This is a genomic window from Methylocella sp. CPCC 101449, assembly GCF_031921685.1.
In the GTDB taxonomy this organism is placed as follows: Bacteria; Pseudomonadota; Alphaproteobacteria; order Rhizobiales; family Beijerinckiaceae; genus Terripilifer.
In genome coordinates this window covers 173812-196574 of record NZ_JAPDHU010000002.1, presented here as the reverse complement: position 1 = coordinate 196574, position 22763 = coordinate 173812, and the positions used below count along the sequence as shown (strand labels likewise).

General features: G+C 61.2%; 21 protein-coding genes. 15 read left to right on the top strand and 6 right to left on the bottom strand.

The genetic code is table 11. From position 1 onward, the window contains the following. The first annotated feature begins 25 nt into the window (after positions 1–25). The 3 genes from OIM99_RS11535 to selD are packed head-to-tail and all read left to right on the top strand — an operon-like array spanning position 26 to position 2491. On the top strand, positions 26–262 hold the full coding sequence (locus tag OIM99_RS11535) for a sulfurtransferase TusA family protein (RefSeq protein WP_311850557.1): 237 nt from the start codon (positions 26–28) through the stop codon (positions 260–262). Positions 263–271: 9 nt separating this feature from the next. Beyond that, the gene (locus OIM99_RS11530) at positions 272–1432 is read left to right on the top strand and encodes a cysteine desulfurase family protein (protein ID WP_311850556.1); all 1161 of its coding nucleotides are present in this window, start codon (positions 272–274) and stop codon (positions 1430–1432) included. Between the two features lie 9 nt (positions 1433–1441). Continuing rightward, the gene (gene selD / locus OIM99_RS11525; protein ID WP_311850555.1) at positions 1442–2491 is read left to right on the top strand and encodes a selenide, water dikinase SelD; all 1050 of its coding nucleotides are present in this window, start codon (positions 1442–1444) and stop codon (positions 2489–2491) included. Between the two features lie 13 nt (positions 2492–2504). Here selD and OIM99_RS11520 read toward each other — a convergent pair whose 3' ends face one another. Both OIM99_RS11520 and OIM99_RS11515 read right to left on the bottom strand, forming a co-directional pair. Next, positions 2505–3044 carry a DUF3592 domain-containing protein gene (locus tag OIM99_RS11520; RefSeq protein WP_311850554.1) on the bottom strand — a complete coding sequence of 180 codons (540 nt, stop codon included), beginning with the start codon at positions 3042–3044 and terminating at the stop codon, positions 2505–2507. 133 nt (positions 3045–3177) lie between these two features. Next, complete coding sequence (locus OIM99_RS11515; RefSeq protein WP_311850553.1) at positions 3178–4167, bottom strand: MBL fold metallo-hydrolase; 990 nt, start codon at positions 4165–4167, stop codon at positions 3178–3180. A 134-nt stretch (positions 4168–4301) separates the two neighbouring features. Between OIM99_RS11515 and OIM99_RS11510 the strand changes: the two genes are divergently transcribed. The 3 genes from OIM99_RS11510 to OIM99_RS11500 are packed head-to-tail and all read left to right on the top strand — an operon-like array spanning position 4302 to position 6585. Next, the gene (locus OIM99_RS11510; protein ID WP_311850552.1) at positions 4302–5024 is read left to right on the top strand and encodes a CerR family C-terminal domain-containing protein; all 723 of its coding nucleotides are present in this window, start codon (positions 4302–4304) and stop codon (positions 5022–5024) included. A 28-nt stretch (positions 5025–5052) separates the two neighbouring features. Then, on the top strand, positions 5053–6039 hold the full coding sequence (locus OIM99_RS11505; RefSeq protein ID WP_311850551.1) for a fumarylacetoacetate hydrolase family protein: 987 nt from the start codon (positions 5053–5055) through the stop codon (positions 6037–6039). Between the two features lie 12 nt (positions 6040–6051). Then, entirely contained in the window at positions 6052–6585 is a 534-nt protein-coding gene (locus tag OIM99_RS11500) for a cupin domain-containing protein (RefSeq protein WP_311850550.1), read from the top strand. Between the two features lie 52 nt (positions 6586–6637). Here OIM99_RS11500 and OIM99_RS11495 read toward each other — a convergent pair whose 3' ends face one another. Continuing rightward, complete coding sequence (locus OIM99_RS11495) at positions 6638–7843, bottom strand: cobalamin-independent methionine synthase II family protein (RefSeq protein ID WP_311850549.1); 1206 nt, start codon at positions 7841–7843, stop codon at positions 6638–6640. 50 nt (positions 7844–7893) lie between these two features. After that, on the bottom strand, positions 7894–8883 hold the full coding sequence (locus OIM99_RS11490; protein ID WP_311850548.1) for a tripartite tricarboxylate transporter substrate binding protein: 990 nt from the start codon (positions 8881–8883) through the stop codon (positions 7894–7896). A gap of 109 nt (positions 8884–8992) precedes the next feature. Between OIM99_RS11490 and OIM99_RS11485 the strand changes: the two genes are divergently transcribed. Both OIM99_RS11485 and OIM99_RS11480 read left to right on the top strand, forming a co-directional pair. Continuing rightward, positions 8993–9943, top strand: coding sequence for a LysR family transcriptional regulator (locus OIM99_RS11485; RefSeq protein ID WP_311850547.1), 951 nt, complete (start codon positions 8993–8995; stop codon positions 9941–9943). Positions 9944–10017: 74 nt separating this feature from the next. Then, on the top strand, positions 10018–11268 hold the full coding sequence (locus tag OIM99_RS11480; RefSeq protein ID WP_311850546.1) for an alpha-hydroxy acid oxidase: 1251 nt from the start codon (positions 10018–10020) through the stop codon (positions 11266–11268). Between the two features lie 6 nt (positions 11269–11274). Here the strand turns inward: OIM99_RS11480 and OIM99_RS11475 are convergent, their stop codons facing one another. Both OIM99_RS11475 and OIM99_RS11470 read right to left on the bottom strand, forming a co-directional pair. Beyond that, positions 11275–12273, bottom strand: a complete 999-nt coding sequence (locus tag OIM99_RS11475; RefSeq protein WP_311850545.1) for a tripartite tricarboxylate transporter substrate-binding protein — start codon at positions 12271–12273, stop codon at positions 11275–11277. Between the two features lie 142 nt (positions 12274–12415). Then, a complete protein-coding gene (locus OIM99_RS11470; RefSeq protein WP_311850544.1) occupies positions 12416–13372 on the bottom strand; it encodes a tripartite tricarboxylate transporter substrate-binding protein in 957 nt (318 codons plus the stop codon). A 239-nt stretch (positions 13373–13611) separates the two neighbouring features. Here OIM99_RS11470 and OIM99_RS11465 point away from each other — a divergent pair, with 239 nt between their 5' ends. The 7 genes from OIM99_RS11465 to OIM99_RS11435 all read left to right on the top strand — a co-directional run bounded on the left by OIM99_RS11465 (position 13612) and on the right by OIM99_RS11435 (position 22757). Further along, positions 13612–15150, top strand: a complete 1539-nt coding sequence (locus OIM99_RS11465; protein WP_311850543.1) for an MFS transporter — start codon at positions 13612–13614, stop codon at positions 15148–15150. A 54-nt stretch (positions 15151–15204) separates the two neighbouring features. After that, positions 15205–16275: an ROK family protein gene (locus tag OIM99_RS11460; RefSeq protein ID WP_311850542.1), complete on the top strand. Its 1071-nt coding sequence runs from the start codon at positions 15205–15207 to the stop codon at positions 16273–16275. A 201-nt stretch (positions 16276–16476) separates the two neighbouring features. Beyond that, on the top strand, positions 16477–16686 hold the full coding sequence (locus OIM99_RS11455) for a cold-shock protein (protein WP_311850541.1): 210 nt from the start codon (positions 16477–16479) through the stop codon (positions 16684–16686). Between the two features lie 358 nt (positions 16687–17044). Further along, on the top strand, positions 17045–18832 hold the full coding sequence (locus tag OIM99_RS11450; RefSeq protein ID WP_311850540.1) for a glycoside hydrolase family 15 protein: 1788 nt from the start codon (positions 17045–17047) through the stop codon (positions 18830–18832). Positions 18833–18876: 44 nt separating this feature from the next. Then, positions 18877–21111: a trehalose-6-phosphate synthase gene (locus OIM99_RS11445; protein WP_311850539.1), complete on the top strand. Its 2235-nt coding sequence runs from the start codon at positions 18877–18879 to the stop codon at positions 21109–21111. After that, positions 21108–21860 (top strand): trehalose-phosphatase, encoded by a 753-nt coding sequence (otsB, locus tag OIM99_RS11440; protein ID WP_311850538.1) that lies wholly within the window; start codon positions 21108–21110, stop codon positions 21858–21860. The genes OIM99_RS11445 and otsB overlap by 4 nt, the downstream gene beginning before the upstream one ends. Positions 21861–21971: 111 nt before the next feature. Next, entirely contained in the window at positions 21972–22757 is a 786-nt protein-coding gene (locus OIM99_RS11435) for an SDR family oxidoreductase (protein ID WP_311850537.1), read from the top strand. Positions 22758–22763 lie beyond the last annotated feature (6 nt).

The window sequence follows — 22763 nt, the reverse complement described above, 5'->3', positions numbered from 1 at the left end:
CCGCCGTGCGGCTTTCGTGATCCAGATGAACGATCAAGGCGACATGGTACTCGATCTGCGCGGCGTGCGTTGCCCGCAGCCGGTGCTGCGCGCCAAGAAAGCCTTGCGCAACGTGCCTGTCGGCGGTGCCCTGGTGCTCGAATGCACCGATCCGCTGACGGTCATCGACATTCCTCATTTCGTCAATCAGACCGGCCATCATCTGTCGGACCAAAGCCAGCACGAACGGCTTTATATTTTCCGCATCGTCAAACAGCGTTGAGAGCATCGGATGAAAGCCGTCTATCTCGACTATAATGCCACCACCCCCGTCGATCCCGACGTGCTGGAAGCGATGCTTCCCTATTTGCGCGGCGACTACGGCAACCCATCTTCATCCTACGCGCTCGGGCAAAGGGCCCGCATCGCTATCGAAACGGCGCGCGCGCATGTTGCAAGCCTGATCGGTGCCGAGCCCGATGAAATCATCTTTACCAGCGGCGGCACGGAAGCGAGCAATATCGCTCTGCGCTCCGGCGCGCGGCATGACCAGACGCGGCATGCGGTGGTCACTACCAATATCGAGCATCCGGCCACCGATGCCTGCTGCACCCTGTTAGCTCAGGACGACTACGACATCCGCCGCGTCGATGCCGAAGCGGATGGCCTGGTCGATCCCCAGCAGTTCGCTTCCATAGTCGATAGCCACACCGCACTGGTGAGCGTCATCCATGCCCAGAACGAAATCGGCACGATCCAACCCATCGCCGAGATCGCTGCTGTCGCCCACGGGCAAGGCGCGCTGATGCATGCCGATGCGGCGCAATCGGTCGGCAAGGTCGTCGTGGATGTGAATGCCATGGACGTCGATCTGCTGTCGATTGCCGGGCATAAACTCTATGCGCCGAAGGGCATCGGTGTTCTCTATGTCCGGCGCGGCATCGATGTGCCCTCGGTCCTCGTTGGCGCCGGGCAGGAACATGGCCGGCGGCCGGGAACGGAGAATGTCGCCTTCATCGTTGCCCTTGGCGAAGCCTGTCGCCTCGCCCGGGCCAAACTCTCGGCGACGACGCTTCACATGACGCAGATGAGAGACCGATTGCTGGCGCAATTGCATGCCGACATTCCCGACCTCCTCCTCGCCGGGCATCCGACGCAACGCCTGCCCAATACGTTGAACGTGCTGTTTCCCGATGTCTCCGGCCGCCTGCTGCTGGAAGCCTGCCCGCAGGTTTTCGCATCCACCGGATCGGCCTGTCATGCGGATCGCGAGGACCCGTCCGCCATCCTGCTCGCCTTGGGCCTTGCGCCCGAACAGGCGCTCGGCGCCGTCAGACTGTCCGTCGGCCGCCTGACCACCCTCAGCGATATAGACGCCGCCGCGGCGCATCTGACCGCGGCCTGGCAGCAGGTGCGCCAAACCGCGCCTGCCCGCCTCACATCCGTTCCATAGGAGAGAATGATGAATGTTCCCCAGGTGCGACTGACCAGCCTGGCCCATGGCGGCGGATGCGGTTGCAAGCTCGCGCCCTCGGTGCTCCAGCAATTGCTGTCGTCGGCGCCCAAGCACAACCCCTATCAGCAGCTCCTCGTCGGCATCGAGACCGGCGACGATGCCGCCGTCTGGCAGGTGGACGACAACACCTGCATCATCGCCACCACGGATTTCTTCATGCCGATGGTCGATGATCCGCATGACTTCGGCCGCATCGCCGCCACCAATGCGATTTCCGACGTCTATGCCATGGGCGGCACGCCGGTGATGGCTTTGGCCATTCTCGGCATGCCCATCGACAAGATCGCACCGGAAACCGTGCGCAAGATTCTCGAAGGCGGCTCGGCGGTGTGCGCTTCGGCGGGCATTCCGGTGGCAGGCGGCCATTCGATCGACTGTCCGGAGCCGGTCTACGGTTTGGCGGTGATCGGCACCTGCCGGCCGGAACATGTGCGTCGCAATGCCGATGCCAAAGCCGGCGATGCCATCATCCTCACCAAACCGCTCGGCGTCGGCATCTATTCGGCGGCGATCAAGAAGGATCGGCTGCCGCCCGGCGGTTATACCGACATGATCGCCACGACCACCCTGCTCAACCGGATCGGCAGCGAACTGGCGCGCCATCAGACGGTCCACGCGATCACCGATGTCACGGGTTTCGGCCTGCTCGGCCATGGGCTGGAAATGGCGCGCGGCTCAAAGCTGAGCCTGACGATCCGCGCCGGCGACCTGCCCTTCCTGGCCGCAGCGCCGGCCCTGGCGCAGGAAGGCTGCATCACCGGCGCGTCTCATCGCAATTGGGCAAGCTATGGTCACGAGGTCAATCTGCCCGTCGGCTATGCCGATTGGCAGCGGCATCTGCTGACGGACCCGCAAACATCAGGCGGTCTCCTGGTCGCCTGCGCACCGGACGTCGCATCGGATGTGCTGCACCAGATCCAGGCAGCCGGCTACCCCTTCGCCAAGATTATCGGTCGAGCAGAAGCAGGAGCACCGTCGATCACCATTGTGGCGTGACCAGCGCCTTCCTTCAAGGCAATCGGTCGCCGTCATTGAGCGCCTTGTTGATGTTTTCGGTAGCGCCGGACGCGTTCATCACGCCAAGGCCTTGGGCTGCCATCCGGCGCACCCAAAGGCCGCAGAGGAACATGAACGCACCCAGGCCGGTCAGCATCAAAGCGACCGAGCTTGGCCCCGGTTCAAGATAGGCGATCGCCGGGTCCTTTGGATCGTAGACTATATCCGCCGTTGAACCGACGGGATGACGCTCCCGCATCTTCGCCGCACCGGCCGAGTTCTGCATGCCGAAATCATGCGGTTCGACGCCACCGGCAACATAATCCTGATCACCGACACGATAGCGGTAGAGAACGTGAAACGTATTCCAGCTCTCTTCCTGCAAACCCCGATCGCGGCGCGTCGAGCGCATGGTCTGCCGCAAAAGGTTGGCATCGGTGATCGTCGCCGTGGCACGCGGCCACCACAAGGTCATCACACCGCGCGCGGTGCCGTAAGCGCCGAGGAGAAAGATCGTCGCCGCCAAAACCATCAGATTGCGCCCGAAAGCCATACCGCCCCGATTGGGCGGCCTTACTTTTTTCGCTCGCGCCACGACCAGCGCCCCTTCCGATCAGCCCCGCTCATCCTATCAGGACGGCAGAGCGATCGAAAAGACGCGGAAGGAAAGTTTCGGAGCTGTCGCGCTAATGCTTATGGCCACAAGCGCCCGTGGCGCAATCATGATCCAGTTTCTCGCGCAGCGCCTTCATATGTTCGAAGTAGGGAATCGGATCGCGGCCGCCCTGGTGGCCGCTGAAATCGTCATAGAGCGTCTGCACATTGACCACGAGCCGCTCAGCATCGCCCCAATGGGCATAGTCGCCAAGGGCGATATCGAAAGCCGCTTCGATCACGCTCATGCCCTTGTCGTAGCGTTTGCGTGTCTCCTCGGTCACGAAAGTCAAATATCCGCGCATGTCGCGCACGGCGCCCTTGTCGGCGATGCCGCCATGGCCTGGAACGACGATATCGACATCGAGTGCCAGAATCTTATCGAGCGCCTTCACCCAATTCGACATCGGGCCCGCCCAGGAAATCGGTGTCCCGCCGTGGAAGAGAATGTCGCCGGTGTAGAGGATTTTCTCCGACGGAACATAGACCAGCGTATCGCCCTTGGTGTGGGCGGGGCCAACTTCGATCAGCCGAACTTTCTTCGAGCCGACCGTCACTTCCATTTCGCCGGAGAAGGTCTCATCCGGCGGCGTCAGCGTGATGCCGGAAAAATCGAAGGGGCGGAAACATTCGAGCACGAATTCGCCGGCTTTTCCGAACTGATGGACATTGTCCATGATCGTCTTGAACGCTGCGGGCGTGACATGGCTGAATTCATCGTTGGTGCCGTTGGACGCAATGATCTTGGCGCCCTTCACCAATTCATTGCCGAAGGTGTGATCGCCATTGGCATGGGTGTTGACCAAAGTGCCGATGTGCTTGGCCTGCGGTACCGCATCGCGCATCGTCTTGAGCATGTCGGCGGTCAGCTTGAGATCGAACAGCGTGTCGACCAGCAGGCTCGCCTCGCCATCGGTGATCAGACCGGCATTGCTCCAGCCCCAGCCACCATCAGGTTGCAGATAGGCGAAACAGCCATGGCCGATGTCGTGAAGTCCCTTGCTGTACTGCCATTTGGCCATCGCTCCCTCCCTGAAATCACGTGCGCGACCGGCGCTTCCATCCTTTGATCAGAGGACGCTAACAGATTTGAACAAGTTGACAAGATTTTTGATATCTAGTTCAATTTCGAGAAATCGCAGGAATGGCCGCCTTCATGAGCCCTCGCGCACGCACCGCCAGAACCAAAGAAGATCAAGGACATGAGACCGCAGGCCCGGCGCCGCGCGCAGCCGACCTGACGCGCGCGAAAATTCTGCACAGCGCCGAAGACCTGTTTGGTGAGCATGGATTTGACGGCATCTCGGTGCGCCAGATCGCGCTCGCCGCCGGGGTGCCTGTCGCGCTCGTGAACTATCATTTCGGCGGCAAGGAAGGGCTTTATCGCGCCATCTTCGAAATGCGCTCGCCTGCGATCGTCGATGATCGCCTCGCCGGCCTGCGGCTGGCGGAGCTTGAGCCCAATCCGGACCGCAAACTGGAATTGATCATTCGGGCGCTGATCGTGCCGATGATCCATCTGCGCAACACGGAAAAGAACTCCAGCTACGCTCGCATTCTGGCGCGCGAGACGTCCAGTCCCAGCCGGCACAGCAAGGAAATCATCGGCGAATTCTTCGACCCGGTGGCGCGCAAAGTGACCGAAGCGATGATGCAGGCTTTGCCTGATCGGCGGCCGGAAGAGATTCACTGGGCCTATCACACGATGATCGGCGCCATGGTTTTCATCATGGCCGATACCGGGCGCATCAACCGCCTGAGCGACGGCACATGCGATCCAGATGACGAAATGTCGACGGCGACCCATCTGGTCGCCCTGCTCCACGCGGCACTGAAACACGGCCGCGTTCCCGAGCCGCCACGGAAAGGCGATCTTTAGCCGAACATCTGCCGATGGGGAGGAACCTATGAAGCTTGTCACCTATGAGAGGAAGGGAAAGCAGCGCGCCGGCGCCTTGATCGAGGGCGATAAGAAAATCATTGATCTTGCCGATGCGCATCACGAAACCTTCGACGATAAATACAAAGCTTTCGCTTCGGTTCTGAGCATGATCGAAGCCGGCGACGATGCACTCGATCGCGCTTACGAGACCTTGAAGAAAGTAAAAAAGAAAGGTGCCATCGATCGCAAATCGGTGAAACTCCTGGCGCCGATCCAGCCGCCGCCGCAGATTCGCGACTGCCTGTGTTTCGAACAGCATCTGAAACAGGCTTTCGCCGCCGCGCGGCAGGTGCGCGCCAATGCCATGCCGGACCCGAAAAAGGCATTGGCCGAATTCGAGCGCAACGGCACTTTGCAAGTGCCCAAGACCTTCTATGAAATGCCGATCTACTACAAAGCCAACCGCTTCTCGGTGATCGGTACCGACCAGGACGTGCTCTGGCCGGCCTATTCCAAACTGATGGATTTCGAACTCGAGTTCGGTTTCTACATCCGCAAGAAAGGTGTCGACATCAGCCGCGACAAGGCACGCGACTATATCTACGGCTATACGATCTTCAACGACTTCTCGGCGCGCGATGCGCAGACCGCCGAGATGGGCGGGCAGCTTGGGCCATCCAAGGGCAAGGACTTCGACAACGGCAATGCCATGGGGCCCTGCCTCGTCACCGCCGACGAACTGAAAGACCCCTATAAACTGACCATGATCTGCCGGGTGAACGGCGAGGAATGGGGTCGCGGCAGCTCATCCACCATGCATTGGAAGTTCGAAGATCTGATCACCCATGTCTCGCGCTCCGAGACGCTCTATCCCGGCGAATTTTTCGGCTCGGGCACGGTCGGCAATGGCTGCGGCCTGGAGCAGATGCGTTTCCTCAAACATGGCGATGTCGTCGAATTGGAGGTCGAAGGCATTGGCATTCTGCGCAACCGAGTGCTTACGCATAAATAGGAGGGAGAGGAAATGATTCAAAAGATCAAACGCTTTGTCACTGGACACGACAAGGATGGCACTGCCATCGTCACCTATGACGATCATGCGCCAAACGCGGTGCCCCTGAAAGGTTGGCCTGGCGCTGGCGTCACCGAGATCTGGGTGACGGGCGAAATGCCGGTCGACAACATGGGCGCAAGCGATCAATCGCTGCGGCCTTTGCAACATGACCCGGTTCCGTCAGGCACGATCTTCCGCGTGGTCGAAATACCGCCGGAAGGCAAGTCCAAGATCGACACGGCCGCCACCTTCTCCCAACTCGGGTCCGGCAATCAACCGACTGAAAAGGACCAGTCGAAACATCCGACGATGCACAAAACCAATTCGGTCGATTACCTCGTGGTTATCTCGGGCGAGATGTGGATGGTGATGGAAAAGGGCGAGGTGCTGCTGAAAGCCGGCGACTGCATCGTCCAGCGCGGCACCAACCATGCCTGGAAGAATGTCAGCGACAAGCCCTGCCTGATCGCCGCCGTTCTCGTCGACGCTCATCCGGCGCCTTAAATCTTTCTATCCCATTTGAACGGCCGCGGGAAAAACCCGCGGCCGTCTTTTGTTAGGCGTTTCCCCAAACTTTATCGGCCGTTGCCATCAGCGACTCGAACTTGCGCCACTGCACGTCTTCCGGCAGTTGGATCAATTCGATATCGCTGCTGAAGCCACATTGCGGGCTGATGGCCATTTGATCTATGGGCAGATATTTCGCGGCTTCGTCGATCCGCCGCCGTAGAAAGTCAGGCTGCTCGACCTCCGTCGACTTGGTCGTCACGAGCCCCAGCACCGCGGTCGTCCCTGAAGACACGTAGCGCAGCGGCGTGAAATCTCCTGCCCGCGGGCTGTCATATTCCAGCAGCAGGCGTTGATGCTTGACGCTGGAGAAGAGCTGTTCGGCGATCGCATCATAGTGGCCTTCGCGATGCCACTGCGCCACCATTTGTCCGCTCTTCGGGTCAATGGAGCGCGTGTTGCCACGGCACAGGTGCAGTCCGAAAGTGACGCCATCGAAGCCGGCGATGACGTCATTCTCCGCCTTGATCGCCCGTTCCAGATTCTTCTGCGGGTCTTCACCGCGCGAGCGCATACGCTCTAACGACACCTGATCCATATAGGCGGTGAAGCCAGGCGCATCCATGTGGATGTAACGACATCCTGCTGCGACAAGTTCTGTAATCATCTGCCGTTCAATGGCGACGACATCGGCGATGAAGTCGTCGAGCCCCCTGTAAACCGCTTGCGATTGCTCCCAGGCAAAGCGCTGCGAAATGCGGTCAGGCCCAAGCAGCGCGACTTTGACCGGCGCTTTGGTCGCCAAGGGCGCCACCTGCTTATACTCGTCGAGAACGACGTTGCGCTTCAGCGCCAGTCGCGCCACGGCCGGCCGGCGCGTACGAATGGCCGGACCCGCCAGCTCAAATTTCTGCTCGGTGCGGCCGTGCGGATTGACGGCTTCGCGCCAGTCGGTCCGCGCCTCAGCATTCTCCGGCACGTCATAGCCTGAAACGGCCGCTGCAAAACTGTCCTGAAAATTGCTGCGCCGAAACTCACCATCGGTAAGAATGGGCAAGCCAATGTCTTCCTGCCGGCGAATGCTCTCGGCCACCGCTTTGTCCTGTACCGCATGCAGTTGCTCGGCACTGATTTCGCCCATGACGAACTTGCGATGCGCCTGCTTCAATGCATCCGGCGGCACCAGGCTTCCGACCTGATCGACCCGCAACTTATCGAGCGTAGTGGCCCGGTTTTCCAAAATGGTATCATTCATGGCTCTATCCTATTGGCTCTCTCTTGAGGCTTCCCACCCTCTGCCCGTGTTTATTGTTTCGTCAGTCCCGCCTGTTTCGATGCCTTCTCGTATTTGTCGATGTCGTTGATGATGAAAGTGCGATAGGCGGCGGCGCCTTGTTCCGGCGCAAACGACATGCCCAGAGAATCCAGGCGCGCGACCATGTCCGGTTCGCGCAGGGCTGTCGCGACCGCTTTCTCGAGCTTGCCGACGACGGCGGGCGGAATGCCAGCCGGCCCAACCAAGCCCATCATGGTGGCGATGTCGAACTGGCCAAGCCCTTCCTCCGCCAAGGTCGGAACATTCGGCAAAGTCGGCTGACGTTCGGCCGTGCTGACGGCCAATGGCTGCAGTTTGCCGAGACGGATCGGCTCCATCACATTGGGAATGCCCGACCATGCTGCCTGGACCTCGCGCCGCAACAACGCGTCGACCATCGGCGTGCCGCCGCGATAGGCGATATGTTCGAGCTGAATTTTCGTCTGCGCCAGAAACACCGCCATGGTGATGTGGTGAACCGAGCCGATCCCCGGCGAACCATAATTGACCTTGTTGGGTGCCTCGCGCATCGCGGCGATGAAGGACTTCAGATCTTTGAAGCCAAGTTCCGGATTGACGACGAGCACGGTCGGCACACTGGCCAAAGCGGTGATCGGCGTGAAATCCTTACGCGGGTCATAAGCAAGACCGACAGTGGTCGACAGCGCGATGGCGAGGCTGCCGGAATCGGCGACGAAGAGCGTATAGCCGTCCGGCGGCGACTTGACGGTGGACTGTGCCGCGACGACGCCGCCCGCGCCTGGCGCATTCTCGACGACGAAAGGCGCGTTGAGCGCGACCGTCAGTTTCTGCGCCAAGGCGCGTGCCATGATGTCAGGGTTGCCGCCGGGCGCCGCCGGCACGAGCATTTTCACAGCTCGCGTCGGATAAGCGACATCCTGGCCGAAGGTGGGCGAGGCGCAGGCGAAAGCCGCGCCGAGCGCCAAAGCCCCTCGTCTTGAAATGTGAAGAACCGGCACCTGTCCCTCCCCCGTTGCCTGTTTCCTCGCCTCGATCTTTCGATTGACGGACCGAGAAGGGAAGCCTCAATATTGCAATTGTCTTTTTCACTTTTTGCAAAAATGAGCTATGGATCGTTTTCTCGCCATGCAGACCTTCGTGCGGGCCGCGCGCAGCCGCAGCTTTACCCGGACGGCCACGCAGCTTGGCATTTCACGTTCGCTGGTGACGCGGCACATCGCGGCGCTGGAGCAAAGCCTCGGCGTCACGCTGTTCAACCGCTCGACGCGCAGCGTATTGCTCACCGAAGATGGCGCTTCCTATCTGCAATCCTGCGAACGCATTCTGCTCGACGTCGAAAGTACCGAGCGTGCCTTGACGCAGGGACGCGGCAAGCCGACAGGCATGCTGAGCATCACCGCGCCGAAATCCTTCGGCACCCTGCACCTCGCCGATGCCATCATCGATTTCGCCAAGGCACAGCCCGACATCCGTGTGTCGCTGACCTTGGGTGATTTCACCTTCCGCGCGCAGGATTTCGTCGCCAGCGGCCATGACGTTGCCATCCGCACGGTCGACATTCGCGACTCCTCCATCATCGCCCGGCGGATCGGCACGTTTCAATTCGTGCTCTGCGCCACGCCGCTCTATATCGCTGAGATGGGGCAGCCAAAGGATCTCGACGATCTCGCCACGCACCGCTGCCTCGTGCACTCCAATTCCGCCGAATACGATCGGCGCTGGAATTTTACCGGACCGCATGGCGCCACCACCGTGAAGATCACCGGGGATTATTTGTCCAATTCGAGCCTCGCCTTGCGCAAGGCCGCCCTTGCCCATCTCGGCATTGGGCTCGTGCCACGCTATTGCGTCGCCGACGATCTGGCATCGGGCGCGCTCGTCGAAGTGCTGCCGGCCTATCGGCCCCAGATCCACCCGATCCTCGTTGCCTATCCACATGGCGTGGCGCCGCCCGCGAAAGTGCGGGTGTTCGTTGCTTTTCTGGCAAAATGGTTCGCGCAACGGCCAGAATGGGCGCAGCCGAAGGTGCGCGTGAGGGACAATCGCCGTAAACGATAGGCTTCCGCCCTCGCTTTGTGGGCTTGTCACGGCTATGGTCGCGGCTCAATTCGTGAATAATCATGGGGATGGAAATGGACGACGCACGGCAGCCGGCAGCACCGGTACAGACGCTTTCCGCCAAACAGGCGGAAGAGCGGCTCGCGCTGTTGCGTCAATATCCCACCGCCTTCGATCTGCGCGAGCGCGCCCGCAAGCGCATGCCGAATTTCGCCTTCGAATATATGGATGGCGGCGCTGGCGAAGATACCAACATCAAGCGCAACTGGGCAGCGCTCGATGCGGTGGAACTGGCGCCGCGCTATGGCCGCGTGATCTCGCCGCCGCCGGCCGATACGAAACTGTTCGGCCGCTCCTACGCGGCGCCGATCGGCATCGCCCCCATCGGTGGCCCCGGCACGGCTTTCCCCGGCGCCGAAGCGCATCTTGCCCGTGCGGCGCAGGCGGCGCGCATTCCCTATACGCTCGGTGTCCTCTCCGGCATTGAAGTGGAAAAGGCGGCCGAACTCGCGCCCGACGTGTTGTGGTATCAGCTCTACCGCTTCTCCAACAACGATCACAAAATCGGCCTCGATCTGGTGCGCCGCGCGCAAGTGGCGGGCGTGCAGGCCTTGGTGCTGACCATCGATACACCCGTGCGCACGATCCGCCCGCGCGAAGTGCGCAGCGGCATCGTCAATCCGTTCAAGCTGACCATGCGATTGCGGCTCGACGCGATGACGTCGCCGTCATGGCTTTACGCGCTGTCGCAGGCCGGCATTCCGCGCTTCGTCTCGCTCAGGCAGTATATGCCCGCCAATATATCGTTGGCTGACGCAGCGGCCTTCATTCGCCGCGAACAGGGTGGCGCCTTCACTTGGGAAGAAATCGCCAAATATCGCGATCACTGGAAAGGCCCGCTGGTGCTCAAGGGCGTGTTGCATCCAGCCGATGCGGAGCGCGCGGTGGCGATGGGCGTCGATGGTCTCTTCGTCACCAATCACGGCGGCCGTCAGATCGAGGCCCTACCGACGAGCATCGATGCCCTGCCCGCCATTCGCGCGGCAGTCGGCAAAAAAGCCACGCTCATCTTCGATAGCGGCATCCGCTCAGGGATCGACGTGGCCCGTGCCATCGCCTGTGGCGCCGATGCGGCTTTCGCCGGCAAGTCTTTCCTGTGGAGCCTTGGCGCGCTTGGCGCCAAGGGACCGGGCCATCTGATCAATGTTTATTCGGATGACCTGCGCGCCACATTGGGACAGCTCGGTTGCGCCAATGTCGATGATCTCGCCCGCATCACCACGCGCCATCCGGGCGCGTGGAAACGCGAGGATTTCGGCGAATAGGACGCCTTACTTATTGGTGTCCTCGCTCGCCACCTTCTCAAGGATGGGGCGCCAAGTTTCCTGTTCTTTCTTGACGAACTCGCCGGCGTCGGCGAGCGCGGTCTTGTTGGTATAAAGACCGAGTTTGGAGAAGCGCGCGAGCAGATCAGGCGATTCAAGCGCCTTGTTCAGATCGGCACTGACCTTCTTCAGGATTTCGTCTGGCGTGCCGACCGGCGCGATCAGGATCGTCCAGCCGCTGGCGTAGAAACCCGGCAGCGTCTCGGCGATCGCTGGCAGATTGGGGAACTCCTTCAGGCGTTCGCTCGAACCGACACCGAGCCCCTTGATGAGATCGCCCTCGATGGCGCCGCCAATGCCCGGATAACCATCGACGATGATGCCGACGCGCCCGGAAGTGACGTCATTCATCGCCGCCGCGGGTCCGCCGGTGTAAGGCACGAAGGTGAGCTTCACGTCGGCACGTGCCTGAAACAATTCCATCGTCAGATGAGTGAAGCGGCCTCGGCCGGTCGCGGCGAAGGCGATCTCGCCCGGCTTCTGTTTCGCCAGCGCGACCAGTTCAGCGACGCTGTTGACGTTGAGCTTCGGCGATACGCCGATCAGCATCGGCTGCACCGAGATGAAGCCGACGGGCAGAAAGTCGCGCGGCATTTCGATGGGCAGATTGGGGGCCACGCCGGGCGCGCCCTTCAACTGCAGGAAGGTGGAATTCGACGGCGTGTAGAACGTGTAACCGTCAGGGGCGGCGCGCGAGGCAGCACGGGCAGAAATGCTGCCGCCACCGCCCGGCTGGTTGAGGACGACCACCTGCTGCTTCCACAAGGTGCTCAATTGCTCGGCGACGATACGTGTGGCCACGTCGCTCGACAGCCCCGGCGGCGCATCGGAGATGAAGGTGACCGGCCGATCCGGATAGGTCTGCGCCTGCGTGGCGCTGGCGGCCAGCGACAGTCCGATGGCGGCAAACAACGGGGCACCGCGCCCTTTCAAAAGCAGTCTCAACGCTATGTCCTTTCCGGAACAATTTCCCTACTAAATCGGTAGCCTATATCGGATTTACTCCGACCGATTCAAGTCCCTGACTTGCTTGCATTTCCCGCGCCAATTGACGCGGGAAATGCACCGGAAATAGTCAAGCTTGAGGTTACTTGCTGTCTTCCCTGGCCACCTTTTCGAGGATCGGACGCCAGACATCCTGTTCGCGCTTCACGAAAGCGCCGACTTCTTCGGACGACATTTTGCGCGGATAGGTGCCGAGCTTCTCGAACTTCTGAATGACCTCGGGATTGTCGAGGATCTTGTTCACGTCCTCGCTGACCTTTTTCACGATATCGGCCGGCGTTCCCAACGGCGCGACGATGATGTTCCAGCCGCCGGCAAAGAAACCTGGAAGGGCTTCGGAGACAGTCGGCAAATTGGGGAATTGTGGCAGGCGTTCGGGCGCTGCAACGCCGATGCTCTTGATCATGTTGCCGTCGATGGCGCCAGCGAGGCTGGAATAGCCATCCAGCACGATACCGACGCGCCCCGTGGCCACATCGTTCATCGCGGCGGCCGGCCCACCCGCATAAGGCACGAAGGTCAGCTTGATGCCCGCCCGCTCCTGAAAGAGCTCCATCGTCAGATGAGTGATGCGGCCCTTGCCGGTCGCCGCGAAAGAAATCTCGCCCGGCTTTTGCTTGGCCAGAGCGATCAACTCAGAAAAGGAGCTGACGTTGAGCTTCGGCGAAACCGCGATGAAGATCGGCTGTAGCGAGACGAAAGCAACCGGGATGAAATCGCGCGGCAGCTCGACCGGCAGATTGGGCGCCGTTCCCGGCGCGCCCTTCAGCGCCAGGAACACGGAAGCGGCGGGCATATAGAAATTATAGCCATCCGGCGTGGCCTGAGAGGCCGTGCGCGCAGAGATGCCGCCGCCGGCCCCCGGATAGTTCATGACGACAACCTGCTGCCGCCACAGATTGCCCAACTGCTCGGCGACGATGCGAACGGACACGTCGTTCGAGCTTCCCGGTGCCGAATCGGAAATCAGATTGACCGGCCGGTTCGGAAAATTGCTCTGCGCCGATACGGTGGTCGCAGCCGCAAACGTAAGCCCCATCGCTGCGGCCAGCGAGAGGCCACGATATCTAAAATCAACTCTCAACATATTCCCCCCTGTTCAATCGAATGCCAGCGTTATCGCAACCGTCGCTCAACACACAAGGTCCAATTGCTGCCGTATTAGGCAGACAAGAAACCTCGAGGCCTCGCATGATCTTCGCCGGCCCGCTGTCGGCGACAGCATCCGCCGATCGTCCTTGAAGCAGACACCGGCGAATTTTCGTATCAGAGGCTGACGTGACCCAATCGATTGCTGCATCCAAAGCCGGCCGGCGTGAATGGCTGGGCCTCGCCGTCCTGGCATTGCCCTGCTTAGTTTACTCCATGGACCTGACGGTCCTCAACCTGGCTTTGCCGCATTTGACCGCCGATCTGCGTCCGTCGCCGACACAGCTTTTGTGGATCGTCGACATCTACGGCTTCCTGTTAGCAGGAGCCCTGATCACCATGGGCACGCTTGGCGACCGCATCGGCCGGCGGCGCCTCCTGCTCATCGGCGCCACAGCCTTCGGCTTTGCTTCATTGCTCGCCGCCTTCTCGACCAGCGCCGAAATGCTGGTCTTCTCGCGCGCGGTGCTGGGCCTGGCGGCGGCGACTCTGGCGCCTTCCACGCTCTCGCTCATTCACAACATGTTTCGCGACTCGCGCGAGCGCACCTTCGCGATCAGCGTCTGGATCGCCAGCTTTTCCGCCGGCGGCGCCATCGGCCCCGTGGTCGGCGGTTTCATGCTGGCCTATTTCTGGTGGGGATCGGTATTTCTGATCGCGCTGCCAGTGATGGCGCTGCTGCTGATCGCTGGCCCCTTCCTGCTGCCGGAGTTTCGCGATCCCCATGCAGGCCGGCTCGATGTTCTCAGCGCCGCGTTGTCGCTGTGCGCCATCCTGCCGGTCATCTATGGCGTCAAGGTGCTGGCCGACAGCGGCATCGCTCTGCTGCCGTTTGTCGCCATCCTCGTGGGGATCGCTTTCGGCGCGCTCTTCTGCCTGCGGCAGTTGAAGCTCGATGAACCGCTCGTCGATCTGTCGCTCTTCGGCAATCGCGCTTTTAGCACGGCGCTGGCGATCAACATCATCGGCTTCTCGACGAGCTTCGCCTCCTTTCTGTTCATCGCGCAATATTTCCAGCTCGTGCTGGGGCTATCGACGGTGGAGGCAGGCATCTGGTCCGCGCCCTCTGGCCTTGGCTTCGTCGTCTCTTCACTCATCACGGCACGACTGACGCGGCTTGCCGGCATTCCTGCGGTGATGGCGCTTGGCCTGTTCGTCGGCGGGCTCAGCTTCCTGCTGCTCGCCTATGCGGGCGCGGAGCGCAGTTTGGTGTTGATGATGATCGCCGGCCTTCTGCTCGCCTTCGGCTATGGACCAGCGGTCACGCTAACCACCGACATCATCGTCGGTTCGGTGCCGCCGGAGCGGGCGGGCATGGCTTCCGGCATGGCCGAGACCAGCACCGAACTCGGCGGCGCTCTTGGCATCGCAACCGTCGGCAGCCTGATCAATTTCCTCTACCGTCGCGCGATGGACGGCAGCACGCTCGCCGACGGCTCGACGATCCCGCTGCTGGCGCGCGAAACGCTGGCCGGTGCGCAAACGATCGCCAACAGCCTCACCAAAGCCGATGGTACTCTGTTACTGGAAACGGCGCGGGCGGCATTTTCCAGCGGCTTTGTCGTCGCGGCCCTGATTTCAGCCGTCGGCGCAGGCTGCGCGGCGCTGGTGGCGTTACGGCTGCCCCGCCCCCGGCCGCAGATGACGCCGACCGCCTCAACGCATTGAATGCAACCATTTGACGGTGTTGATCGTTAATCCCCAGCAACACAGGGGGCAACGATGGCGACGCAGACGGTTGAAGCGATCGGCACGCATGGGGCCAAGACTCTCCCTTCGGTGATCGTCGATAGCTACAATGCCGAAATCAAGGATGCGGACGGCTTTGTCGGCGATCGTGCCAGCCGTCGTGCGTTTCACGAGCTTTTGGACAAATGGCGCAAGCCACTGCGCAAGCTGGACGCCGATCCGTTTGGCGAGGATGCAAGCGACGACATCAGCCGCAAACAGCTCGATGAGATTCTGGCCAGTGGCGATCTCGACGCGAGCGGCGTGGTGCAGAGCGCCGTGGAGGAATTCGCCCAGGAATTCGCGGGCGTGGCGCAGAGATTTCTCAAGCTGAAAGCCTGGAGCGACACGGAGCGTATAGTGATCGGCGGCGGCTTTCGCCAAAGCCGCATCGGCGAGCTGGCGATTGCGCGGGCCGGTCTCATCCTAAAGGCTGAGAAGTTCAACGTCGACCTTGTGCCGATCCGCAACCATCCCGATGAAGCCGCCTTGATCGGCTGCGCGCATCTGGCGCCCGCCTGGATTTTCGAAGGCCATGACGCCATTTTGACCGTCGACATCGGCGGCACGAACATGCGCGCCGGCGTGGTCGAGCCCAACGTCAAAAAGGCCAAGGACCTCTCCAAAGCACGCGTGTGGAAGTCGAAACTCTGGCGGCATGCCGACGACGATCCCAAGCGCGACGAAGCGGTCGGCGAGTTGATCGGCATGCTCCAGGATCTCGCGGCGCGCGCGACCAAGGAAGGCTACAAGCTGGCGCCGTTTATCGGCATCGCCTGCCCGGGAAAGATCGAAGAGGATGGGTCGATCGCCAAGGGCGCGCAAAATCTGCCGGGCAATTGGGAGAGCAGCCGATTCAATCTGCCGCAGGCGGTGGCCGAAGCGATCCCGACGATCGCCGATCACGACACCATGGTGATCATGCACAATGATGCGGTCGTGCAAGGCCTCAGCGAAGTGCCTTTCATGCAGGATGTGGCGCGCTGGGGGGCTTTCACTATTGGCACGGGGCTCGGCAATGCCCATTTCACCAATCGTTCCGCCGGGGAAAAGAACGGCGAATAAAGCGGCACAGCCCGTATAAATACAGGCCTTGATTAAATTGGTCGTACCCCCCATATTCATGGTTCGAGCTTTCGGCCGAACGACTTGGCCTTGCCGCTTCCGCGGACCTGTCTGACGACATTCTTACCTAAATCTCGAATACACCGGTTGCAGCTCTCAAATTTGCGACCATCTGCACTTGTAAACTACGGAATGATACCTATGTCACAGGGAACCGTGAAATGGTTCAACGATCAAAAGGGCTACGGATTTATCCAGCCCGATGATGGCGGCAAGGACGTGTTCGTTCACATCAGCGCCGTCGAACGCGCTGGGTTGCGCGGCCTGAACGAAGGACAGAAGATTTCCTACGAAATCGTCGTCGACAAGCGTTCGGGCAAGTCCTCTGCGGACAACCTGAAGACTGCCTGATCAACAGACTTCTAAAAATCTAACGCCTTGACCACGGATGTACTGGCAAGGTTCGCGATTTTTTGGCCCCGCAGCGGCTCAGCCGCGCGGGGCCTTTTGCGTTTTGATGCCCGATTTGCCACCCAAAAGACGCCAAATTGGGTCGGAACTTTGGTTCCCGCAGTGCGTTAAGCCTTTGGTGTCACGGAACGTTTGACTTTCGGCAAGTGTGTCGCGGCACCCCGGGCGGGGGTCGTCGCATTCTTCCCATGTCCCGGCTGCGTTGCTGCGTTGTCCTTGATCCCGGCAGGCTATGGCGACAGTCTCGTCACCGTCTTCCTCCGCCCTTCCGATCGACCTCAATGAGGAGACCTGACCGATGCATTCTCTCGACCTTGCTGTGATCGGGAACTGTTCGATCGCAACATTGATCGACAAGCGCGCCCGCATGGTCTGGTCGTGCTTTCCCCGGCTCGATGGCGATCCGGTGTTCTGCAATCTGCTGATGGGAAACGATGCCGATCAGCAAGGCGGCATGTTCGAGATCGAACTCGTCGGCGGCGTCTCCTGCACGCAATCCTATATCGAGAACACCGCGGTCCTTGTGACGGTCCTGTCCGACACGGCCGGCAACTCCCTCGAGATCACCGATTACGCACCCCGCTTCATGCAGTTCGACCGCATCTACCGGCCGCCGATGGTGGTGCGCCGCGTGCGCCCCTTGAAGGGGCGGCCACGCATCCGGGTGCGCGCGACGCCGAAATTCAATTGGGGCGCCGATGAACCGGAAGTGACGCGCGGCAACAGCCACATTCGCTTCGTCGGCTCGACCATGAGCCTGCGCCTGACCACCGACGCACCGGTTGCTTATCTGCTCGACACGACGCCCTTTGTCGTCGACCGCCCCCTCGCCTTCTTCTTCGGGGCCGACGAACCGTTGCGCGCCGGCATCGATGTCATGGGCCGCGAATTCCTCGAAAAGACGATCGCCCATTGGCAGGATTGGGTGCGCTCGCTGTCGATCCCCTTCGACTGGCAGGAGGCGGTGATCCGCTCGGCCATCACCCTCAAAATGTGCAATTTCGAAGAGACCGGCGCTATCGTTGCGGCGCTGACCACCTCCATTCCCGAGGCACCTTCCACCGGCCGCAACTGGGATTATCGCTATTGCTGGGTGCGCGATGCTTATTTCGTCATCCAGGCGCTGAACCGACTCGGCACGACGCGCACGATGGAAACCTATATCGGCTATATCACCGACATCGTCGACGACGAGAACTCGCGTGGCGCCAAGGATATCGGCCCGCTGTTCAGCGTCTCGCGCCTTTCGGACCGCGAGGAGCGCATCGCCGAAAAGCTTGCCGGCTATCGCGGCATGGGGCCCGTGCGCACCGGTAACGGCGCTTACACGCAGGTGCAAAACGACGTCTATGGCAGCATCGTACTCGCTTCCATGCACGCCTTCTTCGACCATCGCCTGGTGCGCGACGGCAATGAAATTCTGTTCGAGCGGCTCGAAGGTTTGGGCCATCGTGCTACGGAAGTGTTCGATCAGCCCGATGCCGGTCCGTGGGAATTGCGCACGATCGCTTCGATCCACACATTTTCCAGCGTCATGTGCTGGGCCGCCTGCGATCGGCTGGCGCGCATCGCCAAACGGATCGGTCGTGACGACCGTAGCAAATTCTGGCGCCAACGCGCCGAAACCATTCACGCGGAAATCGACCGTCGCGCGTTCAGCAGCAAGCTGGGAACATTCGTTTCGACCTTCGATGGCGAGGATCTCGATGCCACCTTGCTGCTGCTTGCCGAACTCGGCTTCGTCAAAGCCAAGGATCCGCGGTTCATCGCCACGGTCGAGGCTATCGGCAAATCGCTGCGCCGTGGCGACCTCTTGCTGCGTTATGCCTCCCAGGACGACTTCGGCCATATGAGCAATGGCTTTCTCATCTGCGGCTTCTGGTATGTCGATGCCCTAGCGGCCATCGGCCGGCGCGAGGAGGCCGTGGCGCAATTCGAACGGCTGCTCGGCATCCGCAATACTTTCGGCCTGCTCTCGGAAGACGCCGATCATATCACCGGCGAACTCTGGGGGAATTTCCCGCAAACCTATTCGATGGTCGGGCTCATCAATTCAGCCGTTCGGCTCAGTCGGCCTTGGGAGTGAAAAAGGGACAACGCCGGTTGTCCCATTGGTAAGGAGCACAAGGTGTGAATTCGTATTACCGCTACGGAGCGCTCATCATTGGCGTGATCGTCGTCCTCGTGATCGGCTTTCTGCCTCTCACCTCCGTCGTCGTCGACCAATGGTCGCGGCGCGATGTCGAGTTGCGCTCTCGCCTTGTCTTCAATTCCATCCAGGATCAGATTCAATCCGACATCCTTCGTAAAGACGACAGCGCCGTGTCGAAACTGTTCGACCGTCTGGCCGATGACGAACGGCTGGTCGGCATCATGTATTGCGACGACAGCGACAATCTGCTCATCCAAACCAAGAGCCTGGGCAATGATGTCGCCTGCAAGGCCCTGGCGCGCAGTGACCGGCCCAATTTCTCCACCATCAATCACGCGGGCCGCCGGCTCTATATCGCGACCTTCCCCATTTCGGCCGGCGATACCAAGGGCCATGTCGCCATCCTGCACGACCTGAGCTTCATCGAAGCGCGCGCCGCGGAAGTGCGCTTCTATTGGGTGCTCGGCATCGTCGGTGTCGGCCTCGCCATCAGTCTGCTTGCCGCCGCCTTGATGTTCTTCCTGTTGCGGCAATGGCTGGCTTCGGCGCGCCAAACCATTCTCGATGCGCGCAAGGGCGGCACGCTGCGCGACAGCAACGGTACGCCTCCCATTCTCGGCGCCGAGATTCAGAAACTCGTGCGCGATCTGAAATCCGACGCGGCGACAGGTGGCGAGGCGCCGATCCAGGTCGACTGGTCGCCGGAGACCTTACGCAAGCTCATCGAGGAGGAACTGCCCGACGTTCAGGTGATCGCGGTTTCCAATCGCGAACCCTATATCCACAACAAGAACGGTGACACTATCACCGTTCAGACGCCCGCTAGCGGCTTGGTGACGGCGCTGGAGCCTGTCATGCGCGCGTGCGGCGGCACTTGGGTGGCGCATGGCAGCGGCACGGCCGATCGCGAAACGGTCGATCGGCATGATCGCGTGCAGGTGCCGCCCGACGATCCCGCCTATCTCCTGCGCCGCATCTGGCTGTCGGACGATGAACAGGACGGCTACTACTACGGCATGGCCAACGAAGGCCTCTGGCCGCTGTGCCATATCTCCTTCGTGCGCCCGTCCTTCCGCGAGGCCAACTGGGTCACCTATCAGGAGGTCAACGAACGGTTCGCCGATGCGGTCGAGCAGGAAGCACGGGTGCCCGATCCGATCGTCCTGGTGCAGGACTATCATTTCGCCACCCTGCCGGCGATGATCCGCAAGCGCCTGCCGCGCGCCACCATCATCACCTTCTGGCATATCCCCTGGCCGAATTCCGAGACCTTCGGCATTTGCCCGTGGCGCGAGGAGATCATTCGCGGCCTGCTCGGCAGTTCCATTCTCGGCTTCCACACGCGCTTTCACTGCAACAACTTCCTCGAAACCGTGGATCGTTTCATCGAAAGCCGTATCGACCGCGAAAACGCTTCGGTCACGCTGGAAGAGCATGAATGCTTGATCCGGCCCTATCCGATCTCAATCGACTGGCCGCCGGCCGCCATGAAGGCGCAGAAGCCAGTGCCCGAATGCCGGCGCATCGTGCGCGAGCGGCTCGGCATCGATCAAAACGCTCATCTTGCCATCGGCGTCGAGCGTTTCGACTATACCAAGGGTGTCGTCGACCGCATGCATGCGGTGGACGACTTCCTGACGCGCCATCCGGAATGGATCGGCCGCTTCGTCCTCGTTCAGGTGGCGGCACCGACGCGCACCAAACTCGATTCCTACCGCAAACTGCAGGACGAAGCCGTTCTTCTCGCCGAAGCCATCAACGAGAAGCACGGTTCCGACACCTACAAGCCGATCATTCTCGTCATCCGCCATCATGAACCGGCGGAAGTGTTCGAACTGTTCCGCGCGGCCGATGTCTGCGTCGTCTCCAGCCTGCACGACGGCATGAATCTGGTGGCCAAGGAATTCGTCGCCGCACGCGACGACGATCAGGGCGTGCTGATCCTCTCGCAATTCGCCGGCGCGTCGCGCGAATTGCAGGCAGCGCTCCTGATCAATCCCTATGATGCCTATGGCACGGCCGAGGCCTTCCAGCAGGCGCTGACCATGCCGGAAGATCAGCAGCGCGAGCGCATGCAGCTCATGCGCACCCTGGTGCGCGAACGCAATGTCTATCGCTGGGCGGCGCAGATGCTCGTGGAAGCTTCGCGCCTGCGCAATCGCCAGCGCATTCTCGAGCCGATGCAGGAAGGTCGGCCAGGGAGCGGCGCATGACGACGCAGACCTGGTCCCTTTTCCTCGATTTCGACGGCACGCTGGTCGACATCGCCTCGCGGCCGGACAATGTCGTGATCGACAGCACTCTGGTGCCGACCTTGCAGGAATTGCAGCTCATTCTCGAGGGCCGCTTTGCCATCGTCAGCGGCCGCTCGCTGCACGTGCTCGACGGTTTCCTGCGTCCTCTCATGTTCGACGCGGCCGGCCTGCACGGGCTTGAAACGCGCGCCGGTGACATCACCACGCAATGCGACGTCGCCGGCCGGCCGGAACTGACGCTGGCACTGGAGAAAGTGAAACGCGCGATGGACCCCATCCAAGGCGTCATCGTCGAGGACAAGGGCTGTTCGTTCTCCATCCATTGGCGCAAGGCGGTGGAAGCGGAAAAGCTCTGCCGCCATGCTCTCAGCGAAGCTTTGAAGGAGCTGGGCTCGGACTACCGCTTGCAACTCGGCAAATGCGTCGGCGAAATCCTGCCGACGGAAGCCAGTAAGGGCCATGCCATCGCCGACTTCCTCAAACATCCGCACTATCGCAACAGCCGCCCGATTTTCATCGGCGACGACCTGACCGACGAGGATGGTTTTCGCGTCGTCAACGACAATGACGGCGTGTCGATTCACGTCGGCAATCTCGATACGGTCGCCCAACATCGGCTGGCCTCACCCGCGGCGGTGCTCGACACCCTCAAATATTGGGGACAGACGGGCCAGTTCGGTTCGCTGTTCAAGCTGCAAACGAGCTAGTCCGCCATCAAAATAAAGATTCCAGGCAAAATCGCCTTTCTGTTGAAACGCGATTTCGCCTGGGGCATCGTCACTCCCAAGGGAGAGACCAGCTCCAGGAGACGGTGCACAATGGATTTCGGAATAAAGGGGAAAACAGCCCTGGTTTTGGGCGCCAGCAGCGGCCTTGGCCGGGCGATCGCCGTATCGCTCGCCGGTGAAGGCGCCCATGTGGCTGTCGCCGGGCGCCGTGCCGACAAGCTCGATGAGACCGTGGCCCTGATCAACGCGGCCGGCGGCAAGGGTTTCGCCCTCCCCTGGGATTTGGCCGACCTTTCGGTGATTGACGCCAATGTCGCCCGCGTCGAACAGGCTTTGGGGCCGATCGACATTCTGGTCAACAATACCGGCGGACCGCCGCCGACCACCGCCGCCGGCCAAAAGCCGGAGCTGTGGGCGCAGCAGTTTCAAAGTCTCGTCCTCAGCGTCATCGCCATCACCGACCGGGTGCTGCCGGGCATGCGCCAACGCAAATGGGGCCGCATCATCACCAGCGCCACGTCGGGCGTCGTGTCGCCGATTCCCAATCTCGGCATTTCCAACACGCTGCGGGCTTCTCTCGTCACCTTCTCGAAGACGCTGTCGCAGGAAGTGGCGCGCGACGGCGTGACGGTGAACGTGGTGCTGCCCGGCCGCATCATGACCGATCGCATCACCCAGATCGACGGCAATACGGCGCAGAAGCAGGGCCGCAGCATTGAAGAGGTGACGCGCGACAGCGCCAATTCCATCCCCATGGGTCGCCTGGGCGATGCGCGGGAATATGGCGATGCGGTCGCCTTCCTCGCCAGCGCGCGCGCTTCCTATATCACCGGCTCGATCTTGCGCGTCGACGGCGGCGCCATCGCGAGCATTTGACGAGGA